Origin of the sequence: Paenibacillus sp. KS1, assembly GCF_001680695.1 — a bacterium.
GTDB lineage: Bacteria > Bacillota > Bacilli > Paenibacillales > Paenibacillaceae > Paenibacillus_B > Paenibacillus_B suaedae.
Genome location: NZ_MAIS01000004.1, coordinates 82,206 through 108,686, shown reverse-complemented (window position 1 = coordinate 108,686; position 26,481 = coordinate 82,206). Strand labels below are relative to the sequence as shown.

The window sequence follows — 26,481 nt, the reverse complement described above, 5'->3', positions numbered from 1 at the left end:
CCTTGCTATATACCAAGTGGCAGACCATCTAGGCGTTCAAGTTCTTATCGCCCGGCTTCCAATTGATTGGGCACAACCCGCCGGACTGCAGCGCCTGCAACACACGAAGTGTCTCCTCTACGCTGCGCCCTACATTGTTATGGTTCACGACTTGATATTTCAGTTCGCCCTCTGGGTCAATAATGAACAAGCCACGCAGTGCAATGCCATCCTCTTCTATTAAGACACCATAGTCGCGTGCAACATTCTTCGTAATATCGGAGGCGAGCGGGAAGTTGATTTTGCCAAGACCATTCAGCTCTCTTGGTGTATTGATCCATGCTTTGTGGCTGTGGATGGAATCAACGGATACCCCTAAGATTTCCGTGTTCAATGCTTTGAACTCTTCCGCAGCTTCGCTCAATGCCGTTATCTCGGTCGGGCATACAAATGTGAAATCGAGCGGGTAAAAGAAAAATACGAGCCATTTCTCCCGGTAATCCGACAAAGATGCTGCTCCAAATCCTTGTCCGTCACCTTTTGCAGTTTCCATATTGAATTCTGGAGCAGGTCTGCCTACCAAACGTTCTGCCAAGCTAAATTCCTCCTAAGTACTAACTGAATTGTCATTTATTATATCATTCTACCCGTTCGATTCAAAAATGACACGCCCCAAACCAACCTGCATGCAATCAACGGCTTACTGGAGCTATTGTCATCATATAGAGCTGATCATTCCCAGGAATGTCTGTCCAAAATGACTGGCAACAAAGCAAAGGCCAACTCATCCTTCTAAGAGTTGGCCTTATCATCATCCCATTATTTTGTCATAGCTGCCACAATCAGATCGCCCATTGCTTCCGTTCCGATCGCCTTAGACTTATCTGTAGCGATATCGCCTGTCCGATGTCCGCTATCCAGCACTTCCTTCACTGCATCTTCAATGGATTGTGCCGCATCTTCATAACCGAATGTCAATCGGAACATGAGAGCAACCGATAGAATGGTCGCAATTGGATTCGCAATTCCTTGCCCTGCAATATCCGGCGCCGAACCATGTACGGGCTCATACAGACCGAAGCTGCCTTCCCCTAAGGAAGCAGAGGATAGCATGCCGATAGAACCGGTGAGCATGGCTGCTTCATCACTTAAGATATCACCGAACATATTCTCGGTGACGATAACGTCGAAGCTAGCCGGACGACGCAACAGCTGCATCGCGCAGTTATCCACCAATACATGCTCCAGCTCCACATCTGGATATTCAGGTGCAACGCGGTTCACCGTCTCTCTCCACAAGCGCGAAGTCTCAAGCACGTTCGCCTTATCTACCGAAGCCAGCTTCTTGCGGCGCTTCTGAGCAACCTCGAATGCTTGGCGTACAATGCGCTCGACTTCCTGTACATTGTAGACACAAGTATCAACGGCTTCCTGTCCATGTTCGCCCTCGCGGCGGAACTTCTCTCCGAAGTAAATCCCGCCTGTCAGTTCACGTACGACAATTAGATCCGTACCTTCAAGCACTTCAGGCTTCAATGTGGATGCATCCTTCAAACAGTCAAATACGACTGCAGGTCGAATATTAGAGAATAAACCGAGAGCCTTGCGAATGCCAAGCAGTCCAGTCTCTGGACGAAGCTCCTTCGGATTGTTATCCCACTTCGGCCCTCCAACTGCTCCTAACAGAACCGCATCAGCATCTTTGCATAGAGCCAGCGTCTCCTCAGGCAGCGGCGTTCCCTTCTCGTCTATCGCGATTCCCCCGAACAGTCCATGACTCGTCTCGAACGCATATCCGAAAAGTTCCTCCGTACGCTTCAATACCTTCTCCGCTTCTCTTACGACTTCCGGTCCGATACCATCGCCAGCAACAATCGCTATCTTCTTCACTTCTGCCATGTCTGCCACTCCTCGTTCAAGTAATGTTATTCCTGTTGTATCACAAATGAACAAGGTTGGCTAAGATATAAAAGCTATTGTTTTTATAGGTAAAAACTATAACTATCAAAGTATCAGAACCGCTGCTCTCTCTATGTTACTCGTTGAAAAAAATTTTCCCGTCCTATACGCCGTATCTCAAAGCCACTCTCTCTACATAGAATAGAATATCGTAAGCTAGCAATGGAATCTGAAGGGAAATGCTTGATTGAACACAACTCTATCTATAATAGGGAGGGAAGAGAATATGTTAACCATCCCAGATCAATTTTACGAGAAAACAAGTGACTGGGCTGCCACCTATGCGGCACAACAGCATCTACCATTCGAACTCTTTTACCAAGTCATTTATCCGAAAGAATCACTCGCACTGCGTCCTCCAAAAGGCATCGATCCTATCCGCTGGTCTACTATATGCAGCTATGATGAGGCTTTTGTCGCCGCAATTCCGGGTGGACGCCTCATAACTGGAAGCTGCTATGTCGTCACACCAGATCAGAAACGGCTGCTTGACGTGGAATATTATTATCCGTACGCTTCTCAAGCTCTGCCTCCGCCAGAATATTACCCCGGGACGATTGCTACCGTTGTATGGGGATGGAATATTCCGGATCTCGTATTCACACAAGCCATATTCGGACATTGGTTTTTCGATATTTTGCCGCGATTTCACTTACTCCAGCAGAGCGGAATACCAATTGACAAATATGTGATCGGCAAGCTGACCCATCCCTTCCAATATGAATCGCTGGACATGCTGGGTATCCCGCTTGAACGGCTTATTCAGGTCGATCGAAATGAATTCCATATCATGGCTGAGAGACTTCTTGTCCCGGCAGTACCATGGATGACAGGCAAAAGTCCTCGCTGGGCATATGAATATATACGGAAACACCTGAAAGACAACCATCCGGTTCAGCCTATCAGCGGGTATGAACGAATTTACGTCACTAGACAGGATGCTTTCGCTCGCTATGTGATCAATGAAGACGAGGTGCTGGAACTGTTGCATTCCAAAGGATTTACCAAAATTGTGCTTACTCCGCTAACAACTGCTGAGAAGATCGCGATATACTCTTCTGCTCAAGCAGTCGTCGCCCCCTTCGGGAGCGGGAACATTAACTTTGCCTTCTGCAATCCCGGAACGAAGGTTATTGAACTGACGCCGCATACCGTTAAGGACGATTACTTTTGGAAAATAAGCAATCATGCAGGGCTTGACTATTATGAAATCATCTGCGACATTGAGTACCCTGCAAAGCCAGTTGGAGGTGCCGATAACATGTATGTGGATGCGAATAAGCTGCGGCACGTGCTTCATCTGGCTGGAATCGAATAGGAGATGTTAATATAGCCAGCTTAAACAGACTCTTGAATTAGCCGGGATATAAAACCCTGGCTTTCTTTATTTTGCAGGGACAGCCTTCTGTCGAAAGCAGCCAGACTCCTCGACCTCTCTTTTGGCGCGAACGTCTGCATTTCACCCATTTTAGACGCAATCATTTGTTATGCCTAAGTCGTCCCCCTCACAATCATCATAATGTATCAGTACAGACACTGTGGTCAGGAGGAAGTGCTTCGTGTCAAGCAAGCAAAAGACTGTAATTATTGGTGCAGGCGGACATGCAAAAGTGATTATCGATATTTTGCAGCATGATTCATCGATAGAGATCATTGGATGTACGGACAAATCGGAGAAGCCGCAGATTATGGGAATTCCCCTATTAGGCGATGACTCTATCTTGCCTACTTTATTCGCGGATGACATACGCCATGCCTTTGTAGCAATCGGAGACAACAAGCTGCGTTACAAAATAGCAGTTCAAGTAGAGAAGCTGGGCTTTACCCTGATCAATGCCATCAGCCCGTTCTCTTATGTTGCCCCCTCTTCACAGTTAGGATCAGGAATTGCGATCATGCACAACGCGGTCATCAATGCAGAAGCTCAAGTCCATCACTACGCAGTCATTAACACAGGTGCCACAATCGATCATGAATCCGTGATAGAGCGAGCGTGTCATATTGCTCCTGGCACCACACTCTCTGGGAATGTACATGTTAAAGAAGGAAGCTTTCTCGGCACAGGCTCCAAAGTAATCGACGGGGTTACCATTGGGGCATGGTCTATTTTGGGGGCTGGTTCTGTTGCCATTCGCAATATTCCAGAATCCTGTGTTGCTGTTGGGGTTCCAGCTCGCGTCATTAAGCAGATTCACATTTAAATCGAGCTAATTGCAGACATGAATGTTGGAGGGAAATAACATGAATAAATACTACCCTATAGCAACCCCTGTCTTGAATGGAAATGAAACGAAATATGTTCTGGATTGTTTGAATACGACCTGGATATCTTCCAACGGCCCATATCTGGATCAATTCGAGCAGCAATTCGCTGCCTTCTGCCAATCGAAGCATGCAATCGCCTGCAGCAATGGAACAACAGCACTGCATCTTGCCCTGCTTGCTCATGATGTCGGGCCAGGCGACGAAGTCATCGTACCTACACTTACGTTCGTTGCGACAGCAAATGCGGTGACGTATTGCGGCGCACTACCTGTATTCGTTGACGTTGAAGCCGATACGTGGAACATGGACATTCGAGCAATCGAGCAAAAAATCACTTCCCGTACGAAGGGCATTATCGCGGTACATCTATATGGGCATCCCGCCGACATGGATCCAATCATGGAGATCGCTCACAAATATGATCTGTTTGTCATTGAAGATGCTGCTGAAGCGATTGGGGCGCAGTACAAAGGGAGAATGGCAGGAGCGCTGGGACATACAGCGACATTCAGCCTATTCGGCAATAAAGTCATTACAACTGGGGAAGGCGGTGTTGTCACCACAGATAACGAAGCCATTGCGGAGAAAATAAGATTGCTGCGAGGCCAAGGGATAGATAAGAACAAAAAGTATTGGCATCCGGTCATCGGTTACAACTATCGGATGACGAATATTCAAGCCGCTATCGGATGCGCCCAACTGGAGAAGGTTGAGTGGCATATTCGAGAGCGAATTCGGGTAGCAATGCATTATTATGATTACTTGCAGCATGACAGCAGACTGACACTGCCTGTACAACGAATATGGGCCAAAAATGTATTCTGGATGTTCAGTATTGTGTTGAACGGCCGTTCCGAGCAGCAGCGAGATCATGTCATGCAGCAACTGAAGGACAAAGGAATTGAAACCCGGCCATTCTTCTATCCGATGCACATCCTTCCTCCCTATCGCGATGGTCAGCTGTATGAAGAATATCCGATCGCCAACCGAATTGCATCGCAAGGTATGAATCTTCCCAGCCACGGCGAATTAACCAAACAGGATATTCAGTATATCTGCCAATCCTTGCAAGATATACTGTGACGAACAAATGAGCTGTTAGGAGGAGACATTATTGGATCTGCAATTTCGACTCATCCATTTCATACAAGCAATCTGGAGGCAGGATGGTCAACATTTCATCACCGAGCTGTTTCGACAGTTCCTTAACCGCGAACCAGGAGCGGTAGAGAGTCAGCACTATATGAGACTGTTGACTTCTCGGCAGACCAAACTAAGTATTATTGAGCAAGTCATGTGCAGTGAGGAGGCAGAGCAGAACTACCTTAGGCCCCCTACAAGTTTTATTCCTACTCAAGCTGTTTCCGCTGCTGGTCTTATTCGGCGTTTTTACGCCGCGGAGCCTTTTTTCTTCATCCATTCCTTATATGATGAACTGTTGTGCCGCAATCCAGACTCACTGGGCTTGCAAGGTCATCTAAAGGGATTAATGGCCAAACATAGCAAGAAACTAATGCTTCGGCAATTTTTGAATACCACAGAATTTCAACAATTGCTTGCACATCCGCATCCACCGTTGAAATCGGATCCCAACGCTTCTCCCAGTCTGACAGCATCCCCGCGAACTGTTCAGCATATCGGGATTTTCTTAGCTTATCCGCACCCGCTTGCCATGGATGGCGAAGGAATTGGCCGCTTCCTCTACCGGCTTACGAGAGGTATGTTGTCCAACTTTCCACATGTGCACATTCATATTGCTGCTACTGGCTATAATTACGCCGATGCAGAACAATCTTTCTCACCGTTAAGACCAATGTTTCCGGGCAGAGTTCATATCCACCATTCCAATAATGTAGAGCATTTCAATACGAATGTACCCGCTGAGATATGGATCGTCCCCATTATCTCGCTCGATTTGGCCATGTTTTTAAAAAAGCCGTATATTTTATGTCTGCATGATCTCGTTCATCATCAGTTTAAAGAGCTTTATTTCTCTACCTACCCAGAATTTTGTCACCGTGTGGATCGAAATGGCTATTATATTTTGCATAAAGCCGCGGCGGTTGTATCGAACTCGAATTATGTACGAACTCACCATGCAATTGGCATTGCTGGGCTGCCTGCACACAAAACGCATGTCATCCGACTTGCTCCACCTAGTGACGAGTATCAAACCTTTTCATTTATGGATCAGCAGCATTTTAGAGCGAAATATCAGCTTCATCATGAATATATCGTATTTCCAACCGTACTTCGCCTTCACAAAAATTTCGAGCGGCTTCTTGCTGCATTTATTCAATTCCGATTAACGATAGACGGATACCATTCGCGTCTGCGACTCGTCTTCACTGATCAATTGTCCAGCAGTCCAAAAGAAGCCGATGTCATGCGCATGCTGCATCATGTTCAAGAACCTGAAATCTTAAACAGTCTTATGTTCATCGGCAGAATTCCGACCTCAGACATGCCTTCCCTTTACAAATACGCAGTCGGCACAATCGTGCCCACTTTGTTTGAAGGCAGCTGTCCGTTCCCTATTCTTGAATCATTAACGGTAGGAACACCTGTCGCTGCAGCCAATTTAGAGGTGACGAACGAAATTATTCCCAATATGAGCGCCTTCCTGGCCTTCAATCCCTACTCCGTGGACGAGATCGAAGCCAGTCTTCGCGCTCTATGGGTATATCGCCATACCTTAGTGCCAGGACAACAGGCAGTGATTCAAGAAGCAATGCAGCGGAGCTGGTCGGATGTTGCGAACGAATACTACGCCCTTCTCCAACATGTCATATCGAACCCAGTCTAAATCCCCTGATTGCACAAGCATTTCAACTTACATTTCATCTTCTAAATCATGCCGTAATATTTCATATAAGCAACGCGGAAGACATGGATATATTGGCTTGCAATATGATCCCACGTATCTGTTGGATCATTCATGCCTTGCATGGCAGACGATTTGTAATGACTAGAATGTTCAAAAAATAAATCCAGTGCTTGTGCGATGGAATCAGGGGATTCTGGATCGAACCAGATGATCTCCGCGCTATGTCTTGCCATATGCTCTCTCATCACAGGAATATCCGAGCACAGCACCGGTACGCCAAGACGCAGCGCTTCTTCTACGGGGTAGCTTCCTCCCCCCTCCGACATGCTCGGCATAATAAGTGCTTGCGCGTTGCGAACTAGAGGAATCACATTAGAGTCATGAATGAACCCCATTGGATAGATGTCTGCATCCAAGCGAAGCCCTGTCCTTGATAATAAAGAAATCAGCGTAGGCACATACATTTGTTCCGGCCATTGTGGAGGGACAACTCGCAGCAATTCTGTATGATGTCCAAACAGTACGAGGGGGACTTTGCCATCTGCGGTGCACCTGGAATATCCCAACAGCAGATTATAGTGATTTTTGTGCGGAGATATATTACTTGGGTAGACCACATATTGCGGCGGGAGACGGACGGCCACATCAGGGCTCACGTTATCACTGACGAGATGACTTGTCGGATCTGCCGGCAGTATGGCGTGAGGAATAATGGTGGCGCTGTTGCCTACCTCTCCGAAATGATGGAGCAGCCTAGTCTGTACATGGCGTGAGGATACGACAATTGAGGTCATGTTGCTGAGCCATTCCTTCGCTTCCCGCCAAGCCTGCTCAATAACGGCGCCTGACACATAAGGCGGTACAAAGTCAAAGACAGTTGCATCATGAAAGGTGCATATCGTCGGAAGATCTACCTTCACATAAGCAGGCCCATGCGGCCAGAAGAAATACACAACATGGCAATCTGCTAACAGCACCCTCGCTTCTGGCGATTGAATGCTTCCGTTAAAATACACAATGTCGATATTCGGGTAGCTGACCGTATCGATTCTCTCTTTGAACTTCGTGTCAGGTGCAATGACTAATCGGACGAGATCAATATCTACCTGCCGAGCCATCGCAGGCAGCATATTGGATAATAATCTCGCTCCACCGCCCGCCGATATTAAATTTGCGCACCATATCATTATTCTCATATTCCACACTCCCTTGGAAGCAGCATCTCGTTGCATGCAGCAATCAGTTAATCATTATGCTGTATTCCGCAGTAAGATTCGTGGGAATAGCCGTGACGCATGAAGCATACTTCCGAGTACAATAACGATAGCTAGATTGGAGGGGAAATTTAGAATGGCGCAAGTTATATGGCATGGCACAGTATTCGATTCCACTGGGTATGCTAAGGCAACCAGAGAATATGTACTCGCACTGCATGCTGCCGGCGTAGATGTAAGCCTTGAAACCTATCAAGGACTACCGCAAGTAGGACTTCCCCCAGATCAACGTTCTGTACTGGAGCACTTGCTGAGAAAGCGACGCAGCGCTGGTCCGCGCGTTAGTGTATACCACTATATTCCGGATCTCTGGCGGAGAAAGCTTCGGGCTTCATTCGGATTTACCTACTGGGAAACGTCGAAGATACCAGATAATTGGATTAAACAAGCAAATCAAATGAGCGGCATCCTGCTGCCCAGCATTCATAATATCACTGTTTTTCGCCAATCCGGCGTTAATGTACCGCTGCATTACGTTCGGCCCTGTCTCTCCGAACCCTATCATCCACCTGCTCCTGAGCATACACCGCAGTACGTGAATCATTTACCGCCATTCCGATTTTTGTCCGTATGTTCTTGGATTAATCGCAAAGGAATAGACATCTTGCTCAAAGCCTTCTGGAGTGAATTTACGGCGGCTGATCCGGTATGTCTCATTATTAAGACAGCAGGTACCGCAGAGGTATATCACATGATGGAGCATTGGAAGAGAGAACTGCAGCTGACACATCATCCTGCTCAGGTCTATATCGATTTAGAACTGCGCAGCGAGATGGAGATGGATGCCTTATATCGAAGCAGTCATGCATTTGTGCTGCCGAGCCGTGGAGAAGGTGTCGGCTATCCCGTATTGGAAGCCGCTATGAGGGGAGTGCCTATCATTGTAACCGGCTGGGGTGGTCATCTTGATTTCTTGAATGAATATAACAGTTACTTAATCCCCTACCACCTCGTACCCGTAAGGCCTCAGCCTTATTACCAAGGATACCAGAGTGATCAGCTGTGGGCTGAGGCTTCTGTAGACGCCCTGCGCAGCCAGATGCGGCATGTCGTTACCAATTATGCGGAAGCGTCTAACAAGGGCCAAATTGCTATGCACCATACGCTCACTCATTTTTCACCTGATAAGGCAGCTCAGGATCTCATTACTGCCCTATCACGTACAACGGGCTTCACCTTTACCTAGAAGGTGAAGCCCGTATTTATTGCCTTTATTACTCCGGTCTTCCGAGATGTGCCCTAATCTGCTTCAATGCGTCTTCCAGATGTTCAGCTTTAATGGAATAGATCTGGCCTTCATAGCCCATCGAAGCATGATCATACCTGGAATCATAGTAATGCTCCAGCATGAGCGACACCGCTTCTCCATAGTTCTCCAGGCGAAGTGCTTCTGCAATTGCGTTAGCATGCGGGGTATGCATGCGCCGCTGAATGCGGGCAAATGCTTCACGGATCGCAGTCGGATGCTTGGACGGCTCATATTCCGTCACAATGTTTTTAACCCGTACCTGTATCGGCAGTTGGATATCAAGCACCGTTCCCGCCTTCTTCGCATCCATCAGAAATTCTGGCAGTATGACCTTCCCGATTCGACGACTCTCCGCCTCCAATAGGAGGCAAGGTACTCTTGCTGACTTTAACTCCTCCAGCTTCTCAAATAGCATCGCATCAAACATCTTCTGATTGTTCGGGACTTGTCCAATATGCCCAAATACAGAGCCTCGATGTCCTGCCATCTCCTCAAGATCAAGGACGGGATACCCTTCCGCTTGAAGCTGCCGAAGCATATCTGTCTTCCCTGTCCCCGTATGTCCGGACAGGACAATGCACGGTATTCGCCAGTCATAGTTCACCAGCGACTCTTGTATCCATTGTCGGTAGGTGCGTATTCCCCCTGACAATCGGTATGGCTTCAATCCCATTAAAGACATCACAGTAGCCATCGTACGGCTTCGCATGCCGCCCCGCCAGCAGTAGATGATGGTCGTCCCTCGAAGCTCCTTGAACTGCTTATATAATGATGGAAGCTTGGCTGACGCGATCTCTAACCCACGTTCCTTGGCCGCTTCTACACTTACTTGCTTGTATATCGTTCCGATCTCCGCCCGTTCTTCATTCGTGAACAAAGGAATATTGATGCTTCCCGGTATTCGGAATTCCTCGAATTCTCCTGGCGAACGCACATCAACAAGCGTTGCCTCCTTGTCCCGCAATGCCATACACTGCTCTAATGAAATATCGTGCATACCTCTCACCTCTTGTTGTCTCTTACATCTCGTGTTATCGAACTATTGTTAAGACTATAGCATTCCGCCCAAGAAATCCACTCTGACAATCGCCGTGCCCTTTTTTACGTTAAGTACATATGTAGTAATAACCCATGATTGTCATCATTGTCTGTTTCCCAGGAGGTGTTTCACATCACGATCGTTAAGGCAGTTATATTAGCTGGCGGAACTGGAACTCGTTTCTGGCCTTTCAGCCGCGCAGATTACCCGAAGCAATTTTTGCCGATTCTTCATCAACAATCGATGCTTGCTGACACGGTGCAGCGAATGCTTCAATATTTACCGCTGGAACATATATATATCGTATCCCTTGAAGAATACATCCCTATTATCCGAAAGCAGCTTCCTGCCTTCCCGCTGCAGAACATTATTGTGGAGCCGATGGCGAGAGATACCGCCGCATGCATCGGTCTTTCCGCGCTTCAATTAAGTGCAGACGACGAAGATCCCATTCTGATTACCTTACCTTCCGATCACTATATTTCGGATCCTGATGCTTTTCACGAAGCACTGCGCACCGCCGTCTATCGTGCTGATCAGGAACGATGTGTCGTTACTTTGGGGGTAAAGCCAACACGCCCTGAGACGGGATACGGATATATCCGTATCCAACAGAACAGCCCTACCCCTACTAACGGAAATGAAGCAACCGATATATACACTCCTCTTACCCCAGTTGAGAAATTCATCGAGAAGCCAGAACTGTCTGTTGCAACCAATATTTTTGCTGATGGCTGCCACTATTGGAATACAGGGACGTTCATTTGGAAAGCTTCAACCATCATGCATCTGATCCATCTGCACCTACCTGACCTGTATCGTTCCTTGTTTGAAATGAAGACACTCTTAAACGATTCACATAACGGTCAACAACAGCTCGCAGCCGCATACAGTAGTCTCAAGAAGCAATCCATTGATTATGGCGTTATCGAAAAATGTGAATCCATCTACATGATTCCTGTCCATTACGGCTGGGACGATCTCGGCAACTGGAATGCACTTGAGCGCATACACCAGACCGATGAGCTCCTGAATATTGTTCATGGGCGTCATGAGGGGATCGATACGGAGAGAAGCATTATCTACGGTGCAACAAAGCAATTAATCGCGACGGTAGGCATTGAAGACATCGTGATCGTCGCCACGGATGATGTGGTTCTCGTCTGTCCGAAAGAACGAACACAGGATATAAAAAAGATGGTGCAGCACTTGAAGCAGCGCGGATACGACACGTTCTTATAGAAAGGTGGATACGACTCGATGTTTCTTCATAATATCGGTACCATCTACGAACCAACAGGATATGCAAAGGCCAATCGTCATGTCGTGCTTGAATTGATGAAGCTGGGGGTGCAGTTTCACTATACACCAGTTCATTCCGAAACAGTCAGGGTTCCCATGACCCCCGATATCGAGGCGGCCTTGCAGGCGATATCGCACACTCCATTGCCAGAGCCCCATATCGTATTTACGCATTACCCTGCGATCCAATTTGTGAAGGACATTCGCCATTACTCAATCGGAATGACGATGTACGAATGCAGCCGACTGTCGTTCATGTGGTCTCGAAGATGCAGCAATATGGATGAAGTATGGGTACCGTCCACCTTCAATCGAGATACCTTCCACCGGTCTGGAGTCCCGCTGCACAAAATTCACGTCATGCCTTACGGAATTGATTCGAACTTGTTTGCTCCCGGTCACCCCCCATTCCCTATTCCGGGCCAACGAAGCTATACCTTCTTATCCGTCTGTTCCTTCGATGACCGCAAAGGCATTGATATCTTACTTACCGCCTTCCTTGAAGAGTTCGCGGAGTCCGAGGATGTATGCCTCATTATCAAAACGCGTGCAACCACTGAAGAGGAGATCGGCAGACAGCAAGCCTATATTGACGCTATCGCCTTCAAGACAGCCGGAAAGTCTCGCTCATCTGTCATTCTCATCTCAGCGATTCACAGTTGGAGCGAGCAGCAGTTAGCTATGCTCTATAACAGTGCAGACAGCTATGTGCTTCCTACACGTGGAGAAGGATGGAGCTTAACCGTAATGGAGGCAATGGCCTCCGGTCTCCCTGTCATTACAACGCGTTGGTCAGCTCATCTTGATTTCGTCAACGATGCGAACGGATACCTCATCTCCGTCCAAAAGTTCGCTCCCGCCCACCCCACGAATTCCAGAATGCTGTGGGCAGTTCCAGACAATATGCATCTAAGACAGCTGATGAGGCATGTATATATGAACCGGGATGAAGCAGCCGCTAAGGCTGCCCTCGGTCGAAACACAGTAAAGGAGCAATTCACATGGCAAGCAAGCGCAGCCCGCATGCTTCATCGCTTGACGGAAATAGCCGCGCGTTAAAAAGGGAGATGGCAACGCTATGATCAGCGTCATTGTTCCTACGATCCATCACACCGATCTCGTTAAACATTGTGTGCACAGCTTCATCCATACCGTACATGAGCTGCCCTACGAGATCATCGTTGTCGATGATGGCAGTCCTGCCGCGATTCAAGAAGAACTGGCACGATGGGCTGCTCCGCTCCAGGTGCAATTCATTGCAAAGCCTCATAATCATGGATTCAGCCATACTGTCAACGCTGGCATCCAGCATGCCAAGGGACAATATATTCTGCTCGTCAACAATGACGTGTTCTTCCACGAGCCCGGGTGGCTCCATCATATGGTTGCAACCATGAACAGTGATGCAGCAATCGGCATCGTAGGAGCGAGGCTCCTCTATCCTGATATGACCATACAGCATGGCGGTGTTATCCCGACAGCGAAGGGGCATTTTGACCACCGCTACCGCCGACAGTCAGCTGATTATGAGCCTGCATTAGCCGTAGAAGATATGAATGCCGTAACCGGTGCATTAATGCTAATACGCAAGCAGCTCCTCGACCAGATTGGGCCATTGTCCGAGGAATTCTTCATTGCCTTCGAGGATGTTGACCTCTGTTATCGCGCCAAGGTGCACGGCTCCCGTGTCGTGTATTGCGGAACGGCTAGTGCCATCCATGCGGAAGGGTATACCCGCGGCACGACAAAAGCGAACAAGAATCCATATTGGAGACAAAAAGAAATGGAAGCTCGAAAAAAATTCTGGATGAAATGGGGAGGGAAAATCATCCGATGACAGCTCCTCTGGAAGTCGTATATGTGCTTGAACTGACCGGATTGTCTGGCGGCATCCGCAACGTATTCGAACAGGTCAACCGCCTGCATGATATGGGGGTCAACGTACAACTATTCGCACTCGATAAGCAGCCTAATTGGTTCCCGCTCAAGGTGCCCGTACGGCGCTTCGGCAATTATCCATCCATGATGCGTGCGCTGACGCCAATGAATTGTATTAAGGTAGCCACCTGGTGGAAGACGCTTGCTGCCGTATGGCATAGCTGCGATCGCAAGCGCGGCGGCAACGGCGTTCCGGTATATCTGGTGCAGGATATTGAGGAGAGCTATTACCCGAACTGGAATGATATGCAGGAACGAGTACGTAATACGTACCGGGTGCCCGTGCATATGCTGACGATAGCGGATTGGACGACCAGACAATTGCTGGAGCGGTTCCAGAAGCACGCAAGCAACATTTCCATTGCTGTTGATTTCGACCTATATAAGCCGAATCGCACTCATGACTATGACCCATTCCGTATCCTTGCCTGCAGCCGCCGCAGCCAGCACTTGAAGGGATTCGACATTACGGTTCAAGCAGCGAAGGATGTGTGCTCCAGACTGCCACAAGCATCTATGGTCACCTTTGGCGTGGAGCCTCCCCATCTGCATGGCATTCCTCATGGTCATTTCTCTCACCCTGATGACCACCATGTTGCCTACTTATATGCCAACTGCGGAGTATTTGTCCAAACCTCCTATCACGAAGGCTTTGGGCTTCCGATATTGGAAGCTATGGCTTGTGGCGCCCCTGTCGTGACCACGAAGGCGGAAGGAAATGAAGAATTCTGCCATAATGAATGGAATTGCATTCTTGTAGACAAAGGAGATGTTGCTGGAGTTGCACAAGGGATCCTGCGTATATTAACCGATCCGCAATTCGCCGCGTATCTCACGACGAATGCCATGACAACGGTGCAGCACTATAATTGGCCGCGTGTGATGCATAATCTGCTTACGGTATTTCACGCCGTGACGCCTCAATTGCAGCAGTGAATGCATATGAAATAAGCCCCCTCCGAACCTCGGAGCGGGGCTTACTTTATGTGCAGCATATCCTAATTCCTTATTCCTACTTGATAGTGAATGCCGGCAAATACTTCATTCCATACTTGATCGCACGCAGCATCCCATCCAATGGGCAGCTCTAATCCGCATGTATTCGCAAGCGGCCATTCCTTGTCGATGATCCGATGCTCGTTTCCGGGATTTACAACCAGCAAGCTGAATTGATGCTTCACAAGAGATGCCAATGCTGCTTCCAGTTCTGCTGCCTCGTCATATGATGCATTAAATCGGAAGTAGAAGATACGCTTGCTATGCTCCGCCTTATCTAGAAATCGATGAATTCTCCGCTGAATCGTCTCAATAAATTTCGGATATTTCAACGCGATCCCTCTCCGACGTTCTGTGTACAAAAAATCATGAACTGATTGTACACCATACACCCGGTCTAATATACAATAATTATGACGTTTAAAAATGATGCTCTCCACCACTAAATGATCCGGATGCATGAACTTGGCAAAGCGATTTCGAAGCAATAAGCTTACACCAGGTGTCCAATTGGAGTACATCCAATCCACGACACCACTGTACGGCCGCAAGCCATAGCGTTCCAGCCGTTGAGCCGTATAGCAGTTCGACCCCAAACTGTACACGGCATCGTATACGCCTTTTACATCAGACAATCGCAAGGCAATCTCCTCCACTACGTAAGGTTGAACGGTGTCCTATAGGTTTCCTCGGCCATTTTGCCGCCCCACTTCAACTCATAATACCGCTCGTACAAGGGCCAAGTCGTATCAATGATAAAATTGTAATGAGCATCCGATTTCCTCGTTGAGCTTCCATGATGATCGACAGGCAAGCCCGTGAACACTTCATCATATCCTGCCAACCTGAGCCTGCGATGATAGTCTATATCGGCAAAATAACTGCTGAATACCGTATCCCATGATCCCGCTGCTCTAACCGCCTCCATATTGTAAGCGGCAAGCGCATCGAAGTTCGTTAAGGCAAGCCCCCACTTCCGCCCACTGTTCTTCAACTCCTCAAGCACTCCCAGAAATGCTTCTGGCGTACCCGGATGAGCCTCCGCATCGTTATGCATATAGAACACAGAATCGGCCCCCTGATCGAGAGCCACCCTCTGGAACCAATTCATAGATTGGGTAAATGTCAGCGATACAGGGGGCTCATATACGGTTACGCGCCGAGACAATTCAGAATCATATCTCAAATCGTGCGCGGGAGAGTTATCCAATACGTAAGTATGCTTCCAATACAGTTCGATACTGTCCAAAGCCCGATACAGCAGATCCTTACGGTTCACGTACGGAATTCCCACAACGTAACGCAATGCTGATCACTCCTCATATACAAATTCATTAAGCTTTCCTTATACCTTTATAGATAGCGAATCCGCTCCGCTATTTTCTTCGCCGAGTTCTCCCACGTCCAGTGCGACAGCACAAGCTGGGATACGGCCAGACTTCGCTCTTTCACCACTTCTTGATTCTCGTACACAAAACGCATGACATGAGCTAGATGCTCAAAATCCGGCTCCGCCCAATGAAATCCTGTATAATACGGACATTTCGCCACGGCCGGAATCAATCGCTTCACTTGAATGGGGAAGCCCGTTTGGATATTCAAAAAGTCCCGCTGCGCACTCCAATCCGTCGCGATAACAGGAATGCCGCAAGCCATCGATTCCAGTATTGGCATTCCCCAGCCTTCTCCCCTTGTAGGCAGCACGAAGCAATCCGCTGAACGATACAAGCTGCCAAGCAAATAAGAAGGAATGGTCTGATTTTCGATAATAATGATTTTGGACTCTGCATGCTTTAGATTCAGCTTGCGAATCTCGGCACGCACGTTTACTTCCGGGTCTTTGTTCGTAATTTTGCAGACAAGCACCACATCATCGAAGGCGAATTCATTAGCGAACGTTCGCAGCATTTCTTCCGGTGCTTTGCGTTCCCCCCACTCGAATACACTTAAGAATGTAAACTTCTCAGAGAACCGGAAAGCACGAATATCCGGGTTGAAATAGTTAGGATCAACCCCTAATGGGATAACATGAATCGGAACATGCACGCCGCTGTTGCGGAAGGTTTCTACATTGAAGCTGGATGGAACCCACACTTCATTCATGCGGTTGCACTGATGCACCCACTCTTCAGGCAGGCCGTCCACTTCCAGCATCGTATAGCCGATCTTGTACCTGCCTTCATTTTTGAAGAACACATCTCCCTGCCCGTACACTACTTCAGGTGCTGATTCATTCCTCTTTCGCATGCTAAATAGATTCACACGATAATCATCGCTCATATTCGGTTCCTTCGTATGGAACGGTGTTCCAGGGCCGTATACATAGCGATAATGCATCTTCACACGCTGTTCGTCGAGAGCAATCATGAGGTTGCGGGAGGAATTCGCATACCCGCTTGGCAGGTTCACAATCGAATGCCAATTCAGCTGTGTATGATACTCTCCTGCAAGCTGGTGGCCCCACTTGCCATGGAAGATGCCCTGCGACTGCAAGAATAATTGGTTGAAATCGATGTTGTTTACCTTCGTAGAGGTGTTCTGCGCATGAACGAGCGTTACTCTTCCATCATAGACAACCCGGAAACCAGCGGCTAATGCCCGCAAGCAATAATCGGTGTCTTCAAAATAAGCAAAATAATCGGTATCCAATGAACCAATTAGATTAATCAGCTCACGCTTCACATAGGCACAAGCAAATACAACCCCTTGCACATCACGTACACCTTCATATTGACGAATATCTGTCTGTTGTCCACCAATCTGTTGTCCCCAACATGTATCCTCAAAAATATATGTCCCTGCATGCTGAAGCTTCCCGTCTTCACCACGCAATCTGCAGCCTACAACGCCGATATTGGGAGCTAGAAAGGCTGTCTCTTGCAAGCGCTCCAGCCAATCTGCCTGTGTAATCAGAATGTCGTTATTCAGCAGCAGAATATCGCTGTCTAGATCACAATGAGCAATTGCCAAATTGTTTCCAGCCGTAAACCCTATATTCTGTGGACTCTCTATTAACGTAACCCACTTCAAACCTCGAAGATAGTCCACACTTCCATCCGTGCTTCCATTGTCCAGCACCACAACATCCACCAATTCATGCGCAGCCAATGGGGAAAGCGATGCGATGCATTGCTTCGTATGTTCTAGTCCATTCCATGTCAGGATGACAATTGATACTTTGCGCCGCAGCGGCGGAGACGGAGCAAGATTGCCGATCGTCTTGGCAGGAGGGTATTCCATAATTTCGAATCGTTCAAAGTCAACCGGACCATTATGTCTTGGGGCTTGTGGGGCATGGAGCAGCATCTGGCATTCCGGCGATACCAGAATCCCCATTAAGATTGACATTCGCGGCTTCCCCTGTCTCAGCATGAAGTAATAGTGCCGGAATGCACCGTCCTCCACCTCTCTACACAGCATCTCTCGGTACAGCTCATGCGGAAATTCGTTTGGATCGATTGTCAATAAGGTGTAAATCCGATGAAAGATACGAAATGGAGTGCCGACCATATCGACGGAAACTTCACCAGCGAATGTCTGTTTCAACTCTTTGCTTTTCAGGAAATGGGTAACAATGGTCATCTTCGTGTGCCCTGCGCGAAGCAGTGCAGTAAAATGGCTCAATCCTGGATAATCCGGCTCTCTATTTAACACCTGTCTATATAGCTCCGACACAAATGCTTCCTCTTCCAAGCGGAACATCTGGTGTAACGTCTGGATGATATTCAAACTCGATCCCTCCATACACATTACGGATGATACGGTCATTTACATTAGTGTATTAGCACAGGTTCCAATTTGCCTGTGTATTTGACAGAAACGGGCGCGAAATAACAATTGGATGTACGCCTAATCAACATCTCCATCATCGCTGAATACAGTGAGTACTAGATTTAGGTGATGGTACATGAATAAGGAGTGAAGAAATGAGACACATTGTCAAAAATTTGGTGAAAATATGTTCGGACATTCTTCCATATGAAGTGCCAGTATATGAATTTGGATCCTATCAGGTGCAAGGCCAGGAAGGATTCGCTGACCTGCGCCCCTTCTTCCCCAACCAACCCTATGTCGGCTGTGATATGCGTCCTGGTGTAGGAGTAGATATGATCTTGGATCTCCATCATATCGACCTCCCTGCGGAGACAGCAGGGCTTGTAATCTCCTTGGATACGCTTGAGCATGTGGAAGATCCCCGTCTCGCCATGCAAGAGGTTCATCGCATCTTAAAACCGAACGGCATTGCCATTATTACCTCGGTCATGAATTTCCCAATCCATGATTATCCAGCCGATTATTGGCGCTTCACACCCCAAGCATTCGCCAGCATCTTGAAGCCATTCGATACGGTAATAACCGACTATGCCGGGGAAGAACTATTCCCTCACACTGTCATCGGTATCGGCATTAAGGGCAATGCCGTACCTGCCGAGACGATTAACTCGCTCCAGCAATACTTGGACATGTGGAGAGCTGCAAGCTATCACCAGCATTAACAGCTCGGGGGAGGGGAAGTTCAATGAGCTACTTTTTGAACCAAAATCCAGCTTATCAACAATACCAAATCGGTGATTGGTCCTACGGCTACCCTAACGTACTCACATGGGGTGAGAAAGCAACATTAACGATCGGAAAATTCTGTTCATTCGCTTCGAATACGACGATCATGCTGGGCGGAGAACATAACGTGGACTGGGTTACTACCTACCCCTTCAACCCAATATTCCCCAATGCAGCAGGCTTCCTTGGACATCCCAAAACAAAGGGTGATGTTACGATTGGCCACGATGTATGGATTGGCTTCGACTCGCTGATTCTCTCTGGAGTATCAATTGGAAATGGTGCAGTCATTGCAGCAAGGAGCATCGTTACGAAGAACATTCCTGCTTATGCGATTGCCGGCGGCAACCCGGCTCGTGTGATTCGTTATCGCTTCCCCCCTTCCATCATTGACGATTTGCAGCGTATTGCATGGTGGGATTGGCCACTGGAGTACATCACAGTCGCTTGGCCCCTCCTTCTCTCCAATAGAATCGAGGATTTCATTCGCACGTACAAAACGTGGTGATCATGGGAGGCAACAGAAGTGATTTATTTCTGGAATCAGGTCGTACATCCTATCCTTCAGCTGACAAGGCCGAAAGTGATCGTAGAAATAGGATGTGCCCAAGGATATAACACCGTTAATTTGCTCGAATATGTAAAGCCGATGGAGAACGGTCAGCTAGTGGCTATCGATCCCTCTCCCCTGTTCGATATTGAACGAATGAAGCAGTTATATGGCCATAAATTTCTTCTCGTGCAAGATTACAGCCTGAAAGTCCTACCGCACATTCACACATGCGATGCCGCGTTTATTGACGGGGATCATAATTGGTATACCGTGTACAACGAACTGAAGCAATTCGAGCGCATCAAGAAGTTCCCGCTCATCTTCCTTCATGATGTGGAATGGCCTTATGGCAGGCGAGATATGTATTATTTCCCTGAATCAATTCCGGCGGAGTTCCGCAAGCCGAGCGCTAAGAAGGGGATCTTGCCAGGAATCAATGAGCTTGTAGACAATGGACATAATGATTCTGTCCACAACGCAGCATATGAAAATGGAGATCGTAACGGAGTATTGACTGCGGTAGAAGATTTTATGAAGGAAGCCCAAATCCCGCTCCAGCTGCATCGCGTACGCAGCCAGTTCGGACTAGGCATCATTATGCCAGACATTACAGAAACACATCATTACTTCAATCGCGAAATACGCCGAATAATTGAACAATCCGGTCTATAATGCAACCGTTCTATGTATCTCTAGCCACAGATTCTCCTTTTATCTGCGGCTAGAATACACCCTATGTGTCATAGCTTAATTGCTGCGCGATTCATGATAGCTATTCGTAATGATAAGAATATGGAAGTCGTGTCTTGACACATATGTCGTTGTCACACCTATAATTGGGCTTAGTGAACCAACCTTCACCTCTCGTCTCGCTATTATAATCCCGAAGCTGCCAGAATCGTTTGGACATGTATATCGATCGATGGGTGCTTCGGTGCAATAATACCTAGCCCGCTATTGGACAAGGCTTGATGATAGCTAACGTACCAAGGCGTCTGCTGCAGGAAGTCCTCAACAGCAGTCAACACGCCATTGCGGGCTCCTCCTTCATAGAGTGCATTATTCAGCAAATTGTTTGCCCCTCCGCCATGAACGAGCTGCGATTGGCCTGATACCATCCCCATCTTCGCATAAGGGTGCACAAAACCCGCGGGAATCGATTCTGGGAAATAATACATATCTCTTCTACCATACGGCCATTGTGTGTCATGCAGAAATACTAGCGGGAACCGTTCCTGCTGCTGAGCCATTATCTCAACTAACTTCAGTTCATGATATACGGTATACCAATTATGATCCCCATCAATCAGGATACAATCAAATTGCTTCAGGTGCGGAAGAATCTCTAAACTATAGTCCAGCAGCATATGAAATTCCTTGTGGAAATGCATCTTAATCTGCTGAATATCAAATCTCGGTGCTGGATCTATAACAAATAATTCACCATTCACCGCACGACAATACTGCAATAAGTTGCTCGTATTCAAACCATGCTCCGCACCAATCTCTACGATTCTCTTCACACCAAATGATTGCAAAAGTGGAAGTATAATTTTTTCCCAAAATGCAAGCACCTTACTCACCTCCGTATATCACTATATGCGATTCAACGAACTTGGTATAAACATTCTTCCCTACACGATCAAAATGGGACTCGCTATGTTCGAGCGAGAATTTCAATCCTAGATGTGAAGATGATTGAATACATTGAAATGAAGAGCTTGTGCGAACCTAGGGGGTGTAATCCGATGACGCGTATGTTGTTATCGAACCGATATCATTTCTCCTCGTTGCAGATGAGAGACGGCAGCTTATTATTCGAACCACAGGAGCATTGTCTAATTGAATGCCCTAAGCCGGTGATATACCACGATGCGGCCGGTCCGTTCGGCGTGTGTCAGGATGACGCACATTATGTTCATCTCGTGTATGTGAATAGGGATGACCAGCTCATTCATGTCTCAATCAATCCCTGTTCCCTGCAGTCGCACAAGCGCGAAATAGCAGGCCTGTTCAAGCACGTCCTGCATATTCAACTGACGAATTGCCACAATCAGCTTCATGCTGTGATTCAATACCGTTCCCGTATTGAGCATGTATCGTTATCTGGCATTCATTGGTCAACCGCAGACGTCCTATATGATGGCGAAGAGATCCATTCCCTCCGTCTATTCGCACATCAAGATCATATCTGGCTGTGCACTGCATTAATAACGGCGGCGCCTCCCCATCAGCAACTACGTCTGCTCCTGCAATCGTTCCATACAGCATCCAGCCGATGGCTGCCTTCGACTTCATTGCCTGTTGTCCCACTGGAATCGAGGGAAGATTTTCTAGCCTATGATCTCTACTCTGTACAAGGGCGACTTGGAATGTTTCAGTTTCAGCGCATTGGGAACAAGCTCTTATTTACAGCATATGAATGGAATAAGCAAAAGGAATGGACATTGACGGCTCATAACCAAACAATCATCCCTCCCACTCTCGCAACACAGGTCATATGTGCATATGATCAGGTGCGGTATCGCTTAAGCTGGGTAACAGAAGACTTGCTGTTCCGCATTCATTACAGCATCCATCAAGAAGAATGGAGCGACTTATACACAACAGCAATTCAGTGTCCAGTAATCTGGACTTGTATTTATGACAAGCAGTCAGGTCGCGATGGCCCTACCGTATGGATTGCTTCTGACCAGGAAACAACGCCCGACTTCACCGGATCTGCAGCACCCGCAGTCATGCAAGGCTACCGAGCAACACGCGACCTCACACATAGTATCGATTCAGCCGATGCACTCATCGCTTCTATCGCCTACATGAGGGAATGTTGCAGAACAAGAAAGAAGGAACTCGTCCAATTGAAACAAATCCAGAAGGAGCGGCAAGCCACAGCAGACCGACTGACTGAACGAATCGCTGCCTTGCAGGAGGAAGTTCAAGTGCGCCTTGCCATTCAGGAACTTAGTGAGAAGAATACATTATTAATGAAGAAAGAAGATAAGATAGACTCTCGAAGCGGCATGAAGGAACAATTATCACGGATTGTATTAAAAATATCAAACCCCCGCTAAGGAGGAGCTTGTGATGACAAATGATCCAGAAGCTTCAATTGATGTGATCCTGCAAACTGCAGCCGATGTTGATCTAGAGACGCGCAGAATCTGCCTGATTACCCATATCAAATTTCGCAATACCTCAGCTCAGCCTGTGTCGTTGTCTCATATTTTACTAACGCTATCCCCAAGCCAATTCGCAGTCGTGAGCGGGAAAATTGTAGCCCCGCAGCATGCTCTGGTGTTTGGTCTCCATAAGAAAGGCAATCAGCAAACGGGCTGGAAATTCGATCGGGATGATTGGTTCTCGAACGGACGCAAAAACGGGGAGTACCGGATTGAGCCTGTCCAGCCTCTTCTGCTCCCCCCACGAATCTGGTCAGACATAAGAGATATTCATATAGAATGCGATATCGATCACCTCATCACCCCGCTCCACATACACGCTTATGTATGTGCAGGAGGCAAGCAGTTCCCTGCCGCGAATCCAAGCAGTATCAGCTTCCGAGCTGCTGTTCATCCATAATTGGTCTATTCTAAACTACATGAATGACGAGTATCTTGACATAAGTTTGTACGAATGAATCTAGTAATTCATCCAATCTTATGACGAGTCTCCTTCATACATTAACAGTGTAGAAAGAATTCTAGCGGATTCTTTCGCTCATATGATGAAGGGGAGGTTTACTAATATGGTTCTTATTCCCATTCAACGGATCGTAAGCAGCACATCTAACGTTGTAACGGCCGCCACTAGTGCAACTGCTGCTACACTAGCAATCGCAGGTGCAGCACCGAATGTAGTGAATGTAGGAAATGCTCCGAAAATATGGCCTCAGATAGCAAAATTCGACAATGATAACGGGCCATTTGCAGCAGTTCCAAATCCGCAATTCATCTGGTCACAAGCCACATTCGTTCCAGGTGAAACACACGGTTTTGCTACTGTTTCTGCAGCAATTCCGCTTACTATTGGAATTGCTGCTGACTTTGTCATTGCGATGGCTGTATTTGCCGACAATGCCGTGACTGCAACGATTCAAGCTTTCAGCCCATTGCAAATCAGCTTGTTCCCAGTTCCCGGACTCAATGTACCATTGACTGCAGGCTCCTTGGATCCAACTACTGGCTTAACTACAGATGTCGCGAATCCATACAACTGGCAAAATGTGCGCTTCTATACGATTCCAGCATCACTTGGACTCATCTCAATTGCGCTTAGCGTACAGTTTGTATTCCAATTCCAAGTGACAAACTACTTCACAACTGGCGCTGTCAACACAGCTGGCCTGTCTTTCATTGCTGACATTTATCAGTCCTTGCTGTAATTGCTGCTGCTTATCTCCCACAAACCAGCTGATTAGCTGAATCGAATGAAACAACACGAAGCATGATGCGATTCCTTAGAGCGCATCATGCTTCGTGCCATGTGTTACAATTCTTATTGACTCCGGTTGTGCTTGACGCCCCTCAATCCGATAACTGCGTACGCGAGGACGAAGCCGTGACAAAGATATAATGATGTACGAGCACGGATACACAGCATGCTCAATGTCGAAGACGGACGGGTATGGAACAGAGGCTGGATGAGAGTGAAATACAGCGAGCAGCTGTTCTCCACTCCCCTCCATGTGCTTCAGTGCATGATCCAGCTGCTCCATATCCATCGTAAATGATACCGGACTGCGGTCAATATTATCGATAATCCAGCAGCGGTTAGCAAGCCCGTCGTTTCCTGACAGCAGTCCACAAGCTTCCAGTGGCTTCTCTTGCAGACAATGCCCTACCATCTCTCGATATGTGTTCTCCGTTAGCTGTAGTCCTACAGCATTATGATTTGTCGGTAGACGATTGTTCACGTTTCGTCCGCTCCCTTTGCATGAGCAATAGATCTTGAGCCGGATCTTTCGGTATGCGAGGCTGGCTCGTTAATGATTGTTGATTCAAATAACTAAGCAGTGAGCCAGACTGCTTGCTTGCTCCGTCTGCACGATTTACCGTATTGGCATGAAGCCATGTAAACGTCGAATATGCTGGAGCTTGCCGCTTCTTGTCTTCCAACCGTTCCTGCTCTCGGCCCTCCAACTCATCCGAATCAGCTTGCAGTTCACGGTGTGCTCGCTCCTCATGTAGAGGATTGGACATTCCGTCAGCCTTCTGTTTGTGTGTCCATCTGCCACCATCTAGTGATATCCCTGTCCCTTGCTCCTTAACCCCGATCGACCTGCTATCTGATTGCTCTCCCTTATACAGTTCATCGGCTTCAACCACCGTAGGAGAGTCATACATATTCTCTTTATCCTCCCATTCATATTCCGCTACCAACACGCTTCTGTTCACGAACATATCGTCATCATAACCGGTGTCATTAAGGCTCTTCTCGATATCTACTGCTTCTTCAACATCCGCTTCCTGCCAATCGTCTCCCGAAGGTTCCTCATTATCTTTATACTTTTCCCAATACACTTGCTCATTCAACTCATTCCCATGCTCAAGATCATGCACACTTACTCGTTCTTCACTGTGCTCAACGGCAGCTGTCCCTGAACCCTCATAAGCGGAACGCGCTTCTTGAGCAAGCCGTGCCTCTCTATGCCCCCGCTGCTTCGAGTGTTCGTGCGGTTCCAGTTCATCCCTGCGTGAATTGTCTACAGATTGATGCATATTAGATACATCCATGAATGAGGTCTGCACATGTGGAGCCGTAGCCTCTTCCTCCCGCAGCGATGCAATGTCTTCAGCGTGCCGCACCTCAGTAGTAACGGGACTTGCTTCATTCTTCCTATCGGATTCAAATCCCTCACCATTATCCATTGCTCGAAGCTTCTCAATGACATCTAGGATCGGAAGATACGAGAAGTAGGAGGCAGCTGCGCGAGTGATTCCATTGCCGAGCTGCACAAGCTGTTCCGAAGACAATCGCAGGAAACCGCCGTATGTGAGTGCCACCGAAGTCCATGATTGCCCTGTCAGCGATATCTGATAATTCGATCGATCCTTCCAATTCAAGGTGGCTCCACGGATAGGCAGCTCACCGTGCTTCAACATATTCATAATAAGTAATTGGGCCAACTGCTTGCTCTGCTTACGATGATGGAAATAATAATGCACACTTAACTCCATTGCATCATCCGGCACTGCTGATATCCATATCCCCTGCCGCTGATGATTGGATTCGCTTAACAGCTGCTTGCGCGTATCCTCTGAATCCACAATCGTGACCCTCAATCCAGCTTGGGACAGCGTGGACTGTATCGGATACAACAACCGATCCACAATCTCCGTCATCTTACTCTCCAGTACAACTCTGCACCCTTCAAGCGGGTTCATAATATCGAGCACGCCTTGTCGTTTGTCCAGATGAAATGTGAACGAGTACTTGCCCAGCAGCTGGTATACATCAACTAACCGCGTCTCCGCAATCTTGCATAATGGCTTGCCATTCAACTGAATGTGCATTCCATGCCCCTCCCTCTTGTATGTACTG

25 protein-coding genes are annotated in these 26,481 nt (G+C 47.6%); 15 read left to right on the top strand and 10 right to left on the bottom strand.

Annotated features, from left to right (window positions below; all coding sequences use genetic code 11):
• Positions 1-28 precede the first annotated feature (28 nt).
• Together BBG47_RS02705 and leuB are read right to left on the bottom strand one after the other, a co-directional pair.
• Entirely contained in the window at positions 29-574 is a 546-nt protein-coding gene (locus BBG47_RS02705) for a peroxiredoxin (RefSeq protein WP_021254513.1), read from the bottom strand.
• Positions 575-798: 224 nt separating this feature from the next.
• Entirely contained in the window at positions 799-1,878 is a 1,080-nt protein-coding gene (leuB, locus tag BBG47_RS02700) for a 3-isopropylmalate dehydrogenase (RefSeq protein ID WP_065290412.1), read from the bottom strand.
• Positions 1,879-2,164: 286 nt separating this feature from the next.
• Here leuB and BBG47_RS02695 point away from each other — a divergent pair, with 286 nt between their 5' ends.
• The 4 genes from BBG47_RS02695 (at position 2,165) to BBG47_RS02680 (ending at position 7,009) form a co-directional block, all read left to right on the top strand.
• Positions 2,165-3,256 carry a glycosyltransferase family 61 protein gene (locus tag BBG47_RS02695; RefSeq protein ID WP_065290411.1) on the top strand — a complete coding sequence of 364 codons (1,092 nt, stop codon included), beginning with the start codon at positions 2,165-2,167 and terminating at the stop codon, positions 3,254-3,256.
• A gap of 241 nt (positions 3,257-3,497) precedes the next feature.
• Positions 3,498-4,139, top strand: a complete 642-nt coding sequence (locus BBG47_RS02690; protein WP_083189048.1) for an acetyltransferase — start codon at positions 3,498-3,500, stop codon at positions 4,137-4,139.
• Positions 4,140-4,179: 40 nt separating this feature from the next.
• The gene (locus tag BBG47_RS02685; protein ID WP_065290410.1) at positions 4,180-5,286 is read left to right on the top strand and encodes a DegT/DnrJ/EryC1/StrS family aminotransferase; all 1,107 of its coding nucleotides are present in this window, start codon (positions 4,180-4,182) and stop codon (positions 5,284-5,286) included.
• Positions 5,287-5,317: 31 nt separating this feature from the next.
• Positions 5,318-7,009, top strand: coding sequence for a DUF4214 domain-containing protein (locus tag BBG47_RS02680; RefSeq protein WP_065290409.1), 1,692 nt, complete (start codon positions 5,318-5,320; stop codon positions 7,007-7,009).
• A gap of 41 nt (positions 7,010-7,050) precedes the next feature.
• Here the strand turns inward: BBG47_RS02680 and BBG47_RS02675 are convergent, their stop codons facing one another.
• Positions 7,051-8,226, bottom strand: a complete 1,176-nt coding sequence (locus BBG47_RS02675) for a glycosyltransferase (protein WP_065290408.1) — start codon at positions 8,224-8,226, stop codon at positions 7,051-7,053.
• Between the two features lie 154 nt (positions 8,227-8,380).
• Here BBG47_RS02675 and BBG47_RS02670 point away from each other — a divergent pair, with 154 nt between their 5' ends.
• Positions 8,381-9,490, top strand: a complete 1,110-nt coding sequence (locus BBG47_RS02670) for a glycosyltransferase family 4 protein (RefSeq protein WP_065290407.1) — start codon at positions 8,381-8,383, stop codon at positions 9,488-9,490.
• 28 nt (positions 9,491-9,518) lie between these two features.
• Here the strand turns inward: BBG47_RS02670 and mnmH are convergent, their stop codons facing one another.
• The gene (mnmH, locus tag BBG47_RS02665; protein ID WP_065290406.1) at positions 9,519-10,550 is read right to left on the bottom strand and encodes a tRNA 2-selenouridine(34) synthase MnmH; all 1,032 of its coding nucleotides are present in this window, start codon (positions 10,548-10,550) and stop codon (positions 9,519-9,521) included.
• 147 nt (positions 10,551-10,697) lie between these two features.
• Here mnmH and BBG47_RS02660 point away from each other — a divergent pair, with 147 nt between their 5' ends.
• The 4 genes from BBG47_RS02660 to BBG47_RS02645 are packed head-to-tail and all read left to right on the top strand — an operon-like array spanning position 10,698 to position 14,768.
• Positions 10,698-11,834, top strand: a complete 1,137-nt coding sequence (locus tag BBG47_RS02660) for a mannose-1-phosphate guanylyltransferase (RefSeq protein ID WP_254659731.1) — start codon at positions 10,698-10,700, stop codon at positions 11,832-11,834.
• Positions 11,835-11,852: 18 nt separating this feature from the next.
• Positions 11,853-12,953, top strand: coding sequence for a glycosyltransferase (locus BBG47_RS02655; RefSeq protein WP_065290405.1), 1,101 nt, complete (start codon positions 11,853-11,855; stop codon positions 12,951-12,953).
• 19 nt (positions 12,954-12,972) lie between these two features.
• Positions 12,973-13,731: a glycosyltransferase family 2 protein gene (locus BBG47_RS02650; RefSeq protein WP_065290404.1), complete on the top strand. Its 759-nt coding sequence runs from the start codon at positions 12,973-12,975 to the stop codon at positions 13,729-13,731.
• Positions 13,728-14,768 carry a glycosyltransferase family 4 protein gene (locus BBG47_RS02645; RefSeq protein WP_028531818.1) on the top strand — a complete coding sequence of 347 codons (1,041 nt, stop codon included), beginning with the start codon at positions 13,728-13,730 and terminating at the stop codon, positions 14,766-14,768. The genes BBG47_RS02650 and BBG47_RS02645 overlap by 4 nt, the downstream gene beginning before the upstream one ends.
• A gap of 62 nt (positions 14,769-14,830) precedes the next feature.
• Here BBG47_RS02645 and BBG47_RS02640 read toward each other — a convergent pair whose 3' ends face one another.
• The 3 genes from BBG47_RS02640 to BBG47_RS02630 are packed head-to-tail and all read right to left on the bottom strand — an operon-like array spanning position 14,831 to position 18,557.
• The gene (locus BBG47_RS02640; protein ID WP_254659730.1) at positions 14,831-15,463 is read right to left on the bottom strand and encodes a DUF1796 family putative cysteine peptidase; all 633 of its coding nucleotides are present in this window, start codon (positions 15,461-15,463) and stop codon (positions 14,831-14,833) included.
• Between the two features lie 20 nt (positions 15,464-15,483).
• Positions 15,484-16,134 (bottom strand): glycosyltransferase family 2 protein, encoded by a 651-nt coding sequence (locus BBG47_RS02635; protein ID WP_065290402.1) that lies wholly within the window; start codon positions 16,132-16,134, stop codon positions 15,484-15,486.
• Between the two features lie 47 nt (positions 16,135-16,181).
• Positions 16,182-18,557 (bottom strand): DUF4214 domain-containing protein, encoded by a 2,376-nt coding sequence (locus tag BBG47_RS02630; protein ID WP_083189047.1) that lies wholly within the window; start codon positions 18,555-18,557, stop codon positions 16,182-16,184.
• 197 nt (positions 18,558-18,754) lie between these two features.
• On the opposite strand from BBG47_RS02630, the gene BBG47_RS02625 reads away from it, so the two are divergent.
• From BBG47_RS02625 to BBG47_RS02615, 3 genes are read left to right on the top strand one after another with little or no spacing between them, the layout of a single operon-like run.
• Complete coding sequence (locus BBG47_RS02625) at positions 18,755-19,324, top strand: class I SAM-dependent methyltransferase (RefSeq protein ID WP_065290401.1); 570 nt, start codon at positions 18,755-18,757, stop codon at positions 19,322-19,324.
• Between the two features lie 23 nt (positions 19,325-19,347).
• A complete protein-coding gene (locus BBG47_RS02620) occupies positions 19,348-19,896 on the top strand; it encodes a CatB-related O-acetyltransferase (protein ID WP_021254495.1) in 549 nt (182 codons plus the stop codon).
• A gap of 18 nt (positions 19,897-19,914) precedes the next feature.
• Complete coding sequence (locus tag BBG47_RS02615; RefSeq protein ID WP_065290400.1) at positions 19,915-20,613, top strand: class I SAM-dependent methyltransferase; 699 nt, start codon at positions 19,915-19,917, stop codon at positions 20,611-20,613.
• A gap of 203 nt (positions 20,614-20,816) precedes the next feature.
• Here the strand turns inward: BBG47_RS02615 and BBG47_RS02610 are convergent, their stop codons facing one another.
• Entirely contained in the window at positions 20,817-21,515 is a 699-nt protein-coding gene (locus tag BBG47_RS02610) for a class I SAM-dependent methyltransferase (RefSeq protein ID WP_065290399.1), read from the bottom strand.
• Between the two features lie 174 nt (positions 21,516-21,689).
• Between BBG47_RS02610 and BBG47_RS02605 the strand changes: the two genes are divergently transcribed.
• The 3 genes from BBG47_RS02605 to BBG47_RS02595 all read left to right on the top strand — a co-directional run bounded on the left by BBG47_RS02605 (position 21,690) and on the right by BBG47_RS02595 (position 24,322).
• Positions 21,690-23,012 carry a hypothetical protein gene (locus BBG47_RS02605; protein WP_065290398.1) on the top strand — a complete coding sequence of 441 codons (1,323 nt, stop codon included), beginning with the start codon at positions 21,690-21,692 and terminating at the stop codon, positions 23,010-23,012.
• A gap of 13 nt (positions 23,013-23,025) precedes the next feature.
• Positions 23,026-23,520 carry a hypothetical protein gene (locus BBG47_RS02600; protein WP_065290397.1) on the top strand — a complete coding sequence of 165 codons (495 nt, stop codon included), beginning with the start codon at positions 23,026-23,028 and terminating at the stop codon, positions 23,518-23,520.
• A gap of 166 nt (positions 23,521-23,686) precedes the next feature.
• Positions 23,687-24,322 (top strand): hypothetical protein, encoded by a 636-nt coding sequence (locus BBG47_RS02595; RefSeq protein ID WP_065290396.1) that lies wholly within the window; start codon positions 23,687-23,689, stop codon positions 24,320-24,322.
• A gap of 75 nt (positions 24,323-24,397) precedes the next feature.
• Here the strand turns inward: BBG47_RS02595 and BBG47_RS02590 are convergent, their stop codons facing one another.
• Together BBG47_RS02590 and BBG47_RS02585 are read right to left on the bottom strand one after the other, a co-directional pair.
• The gene (locus BBG47_RS02590) at positions 24,398-24,853 is read right to left on the bottom strand and encodes a M67 family metallopeptidase (RefSeq protein WP_083189046.1); all 456 of its coding nucleotides are present in this window, start codon (positions 24,851-24,853) and stop codon (positions 24,398-24,400) included.
• Positions 24,825-26,453, bottom strand: coding sequence for a hypothetical protein (locus BBG47_RS02585; RefSeq protein WP_065290395.1), 1,629 nt, complete (start codon positions 26,451-26,453; stop codon positions 24,825-24,827). Before BBG47_RS02585 ends, BBG47_RS02590 begins: the two co-directional genes overlap by 29 nt.
• Positions 26,454-26,481 lie beyond the last annotated feature (28 nt).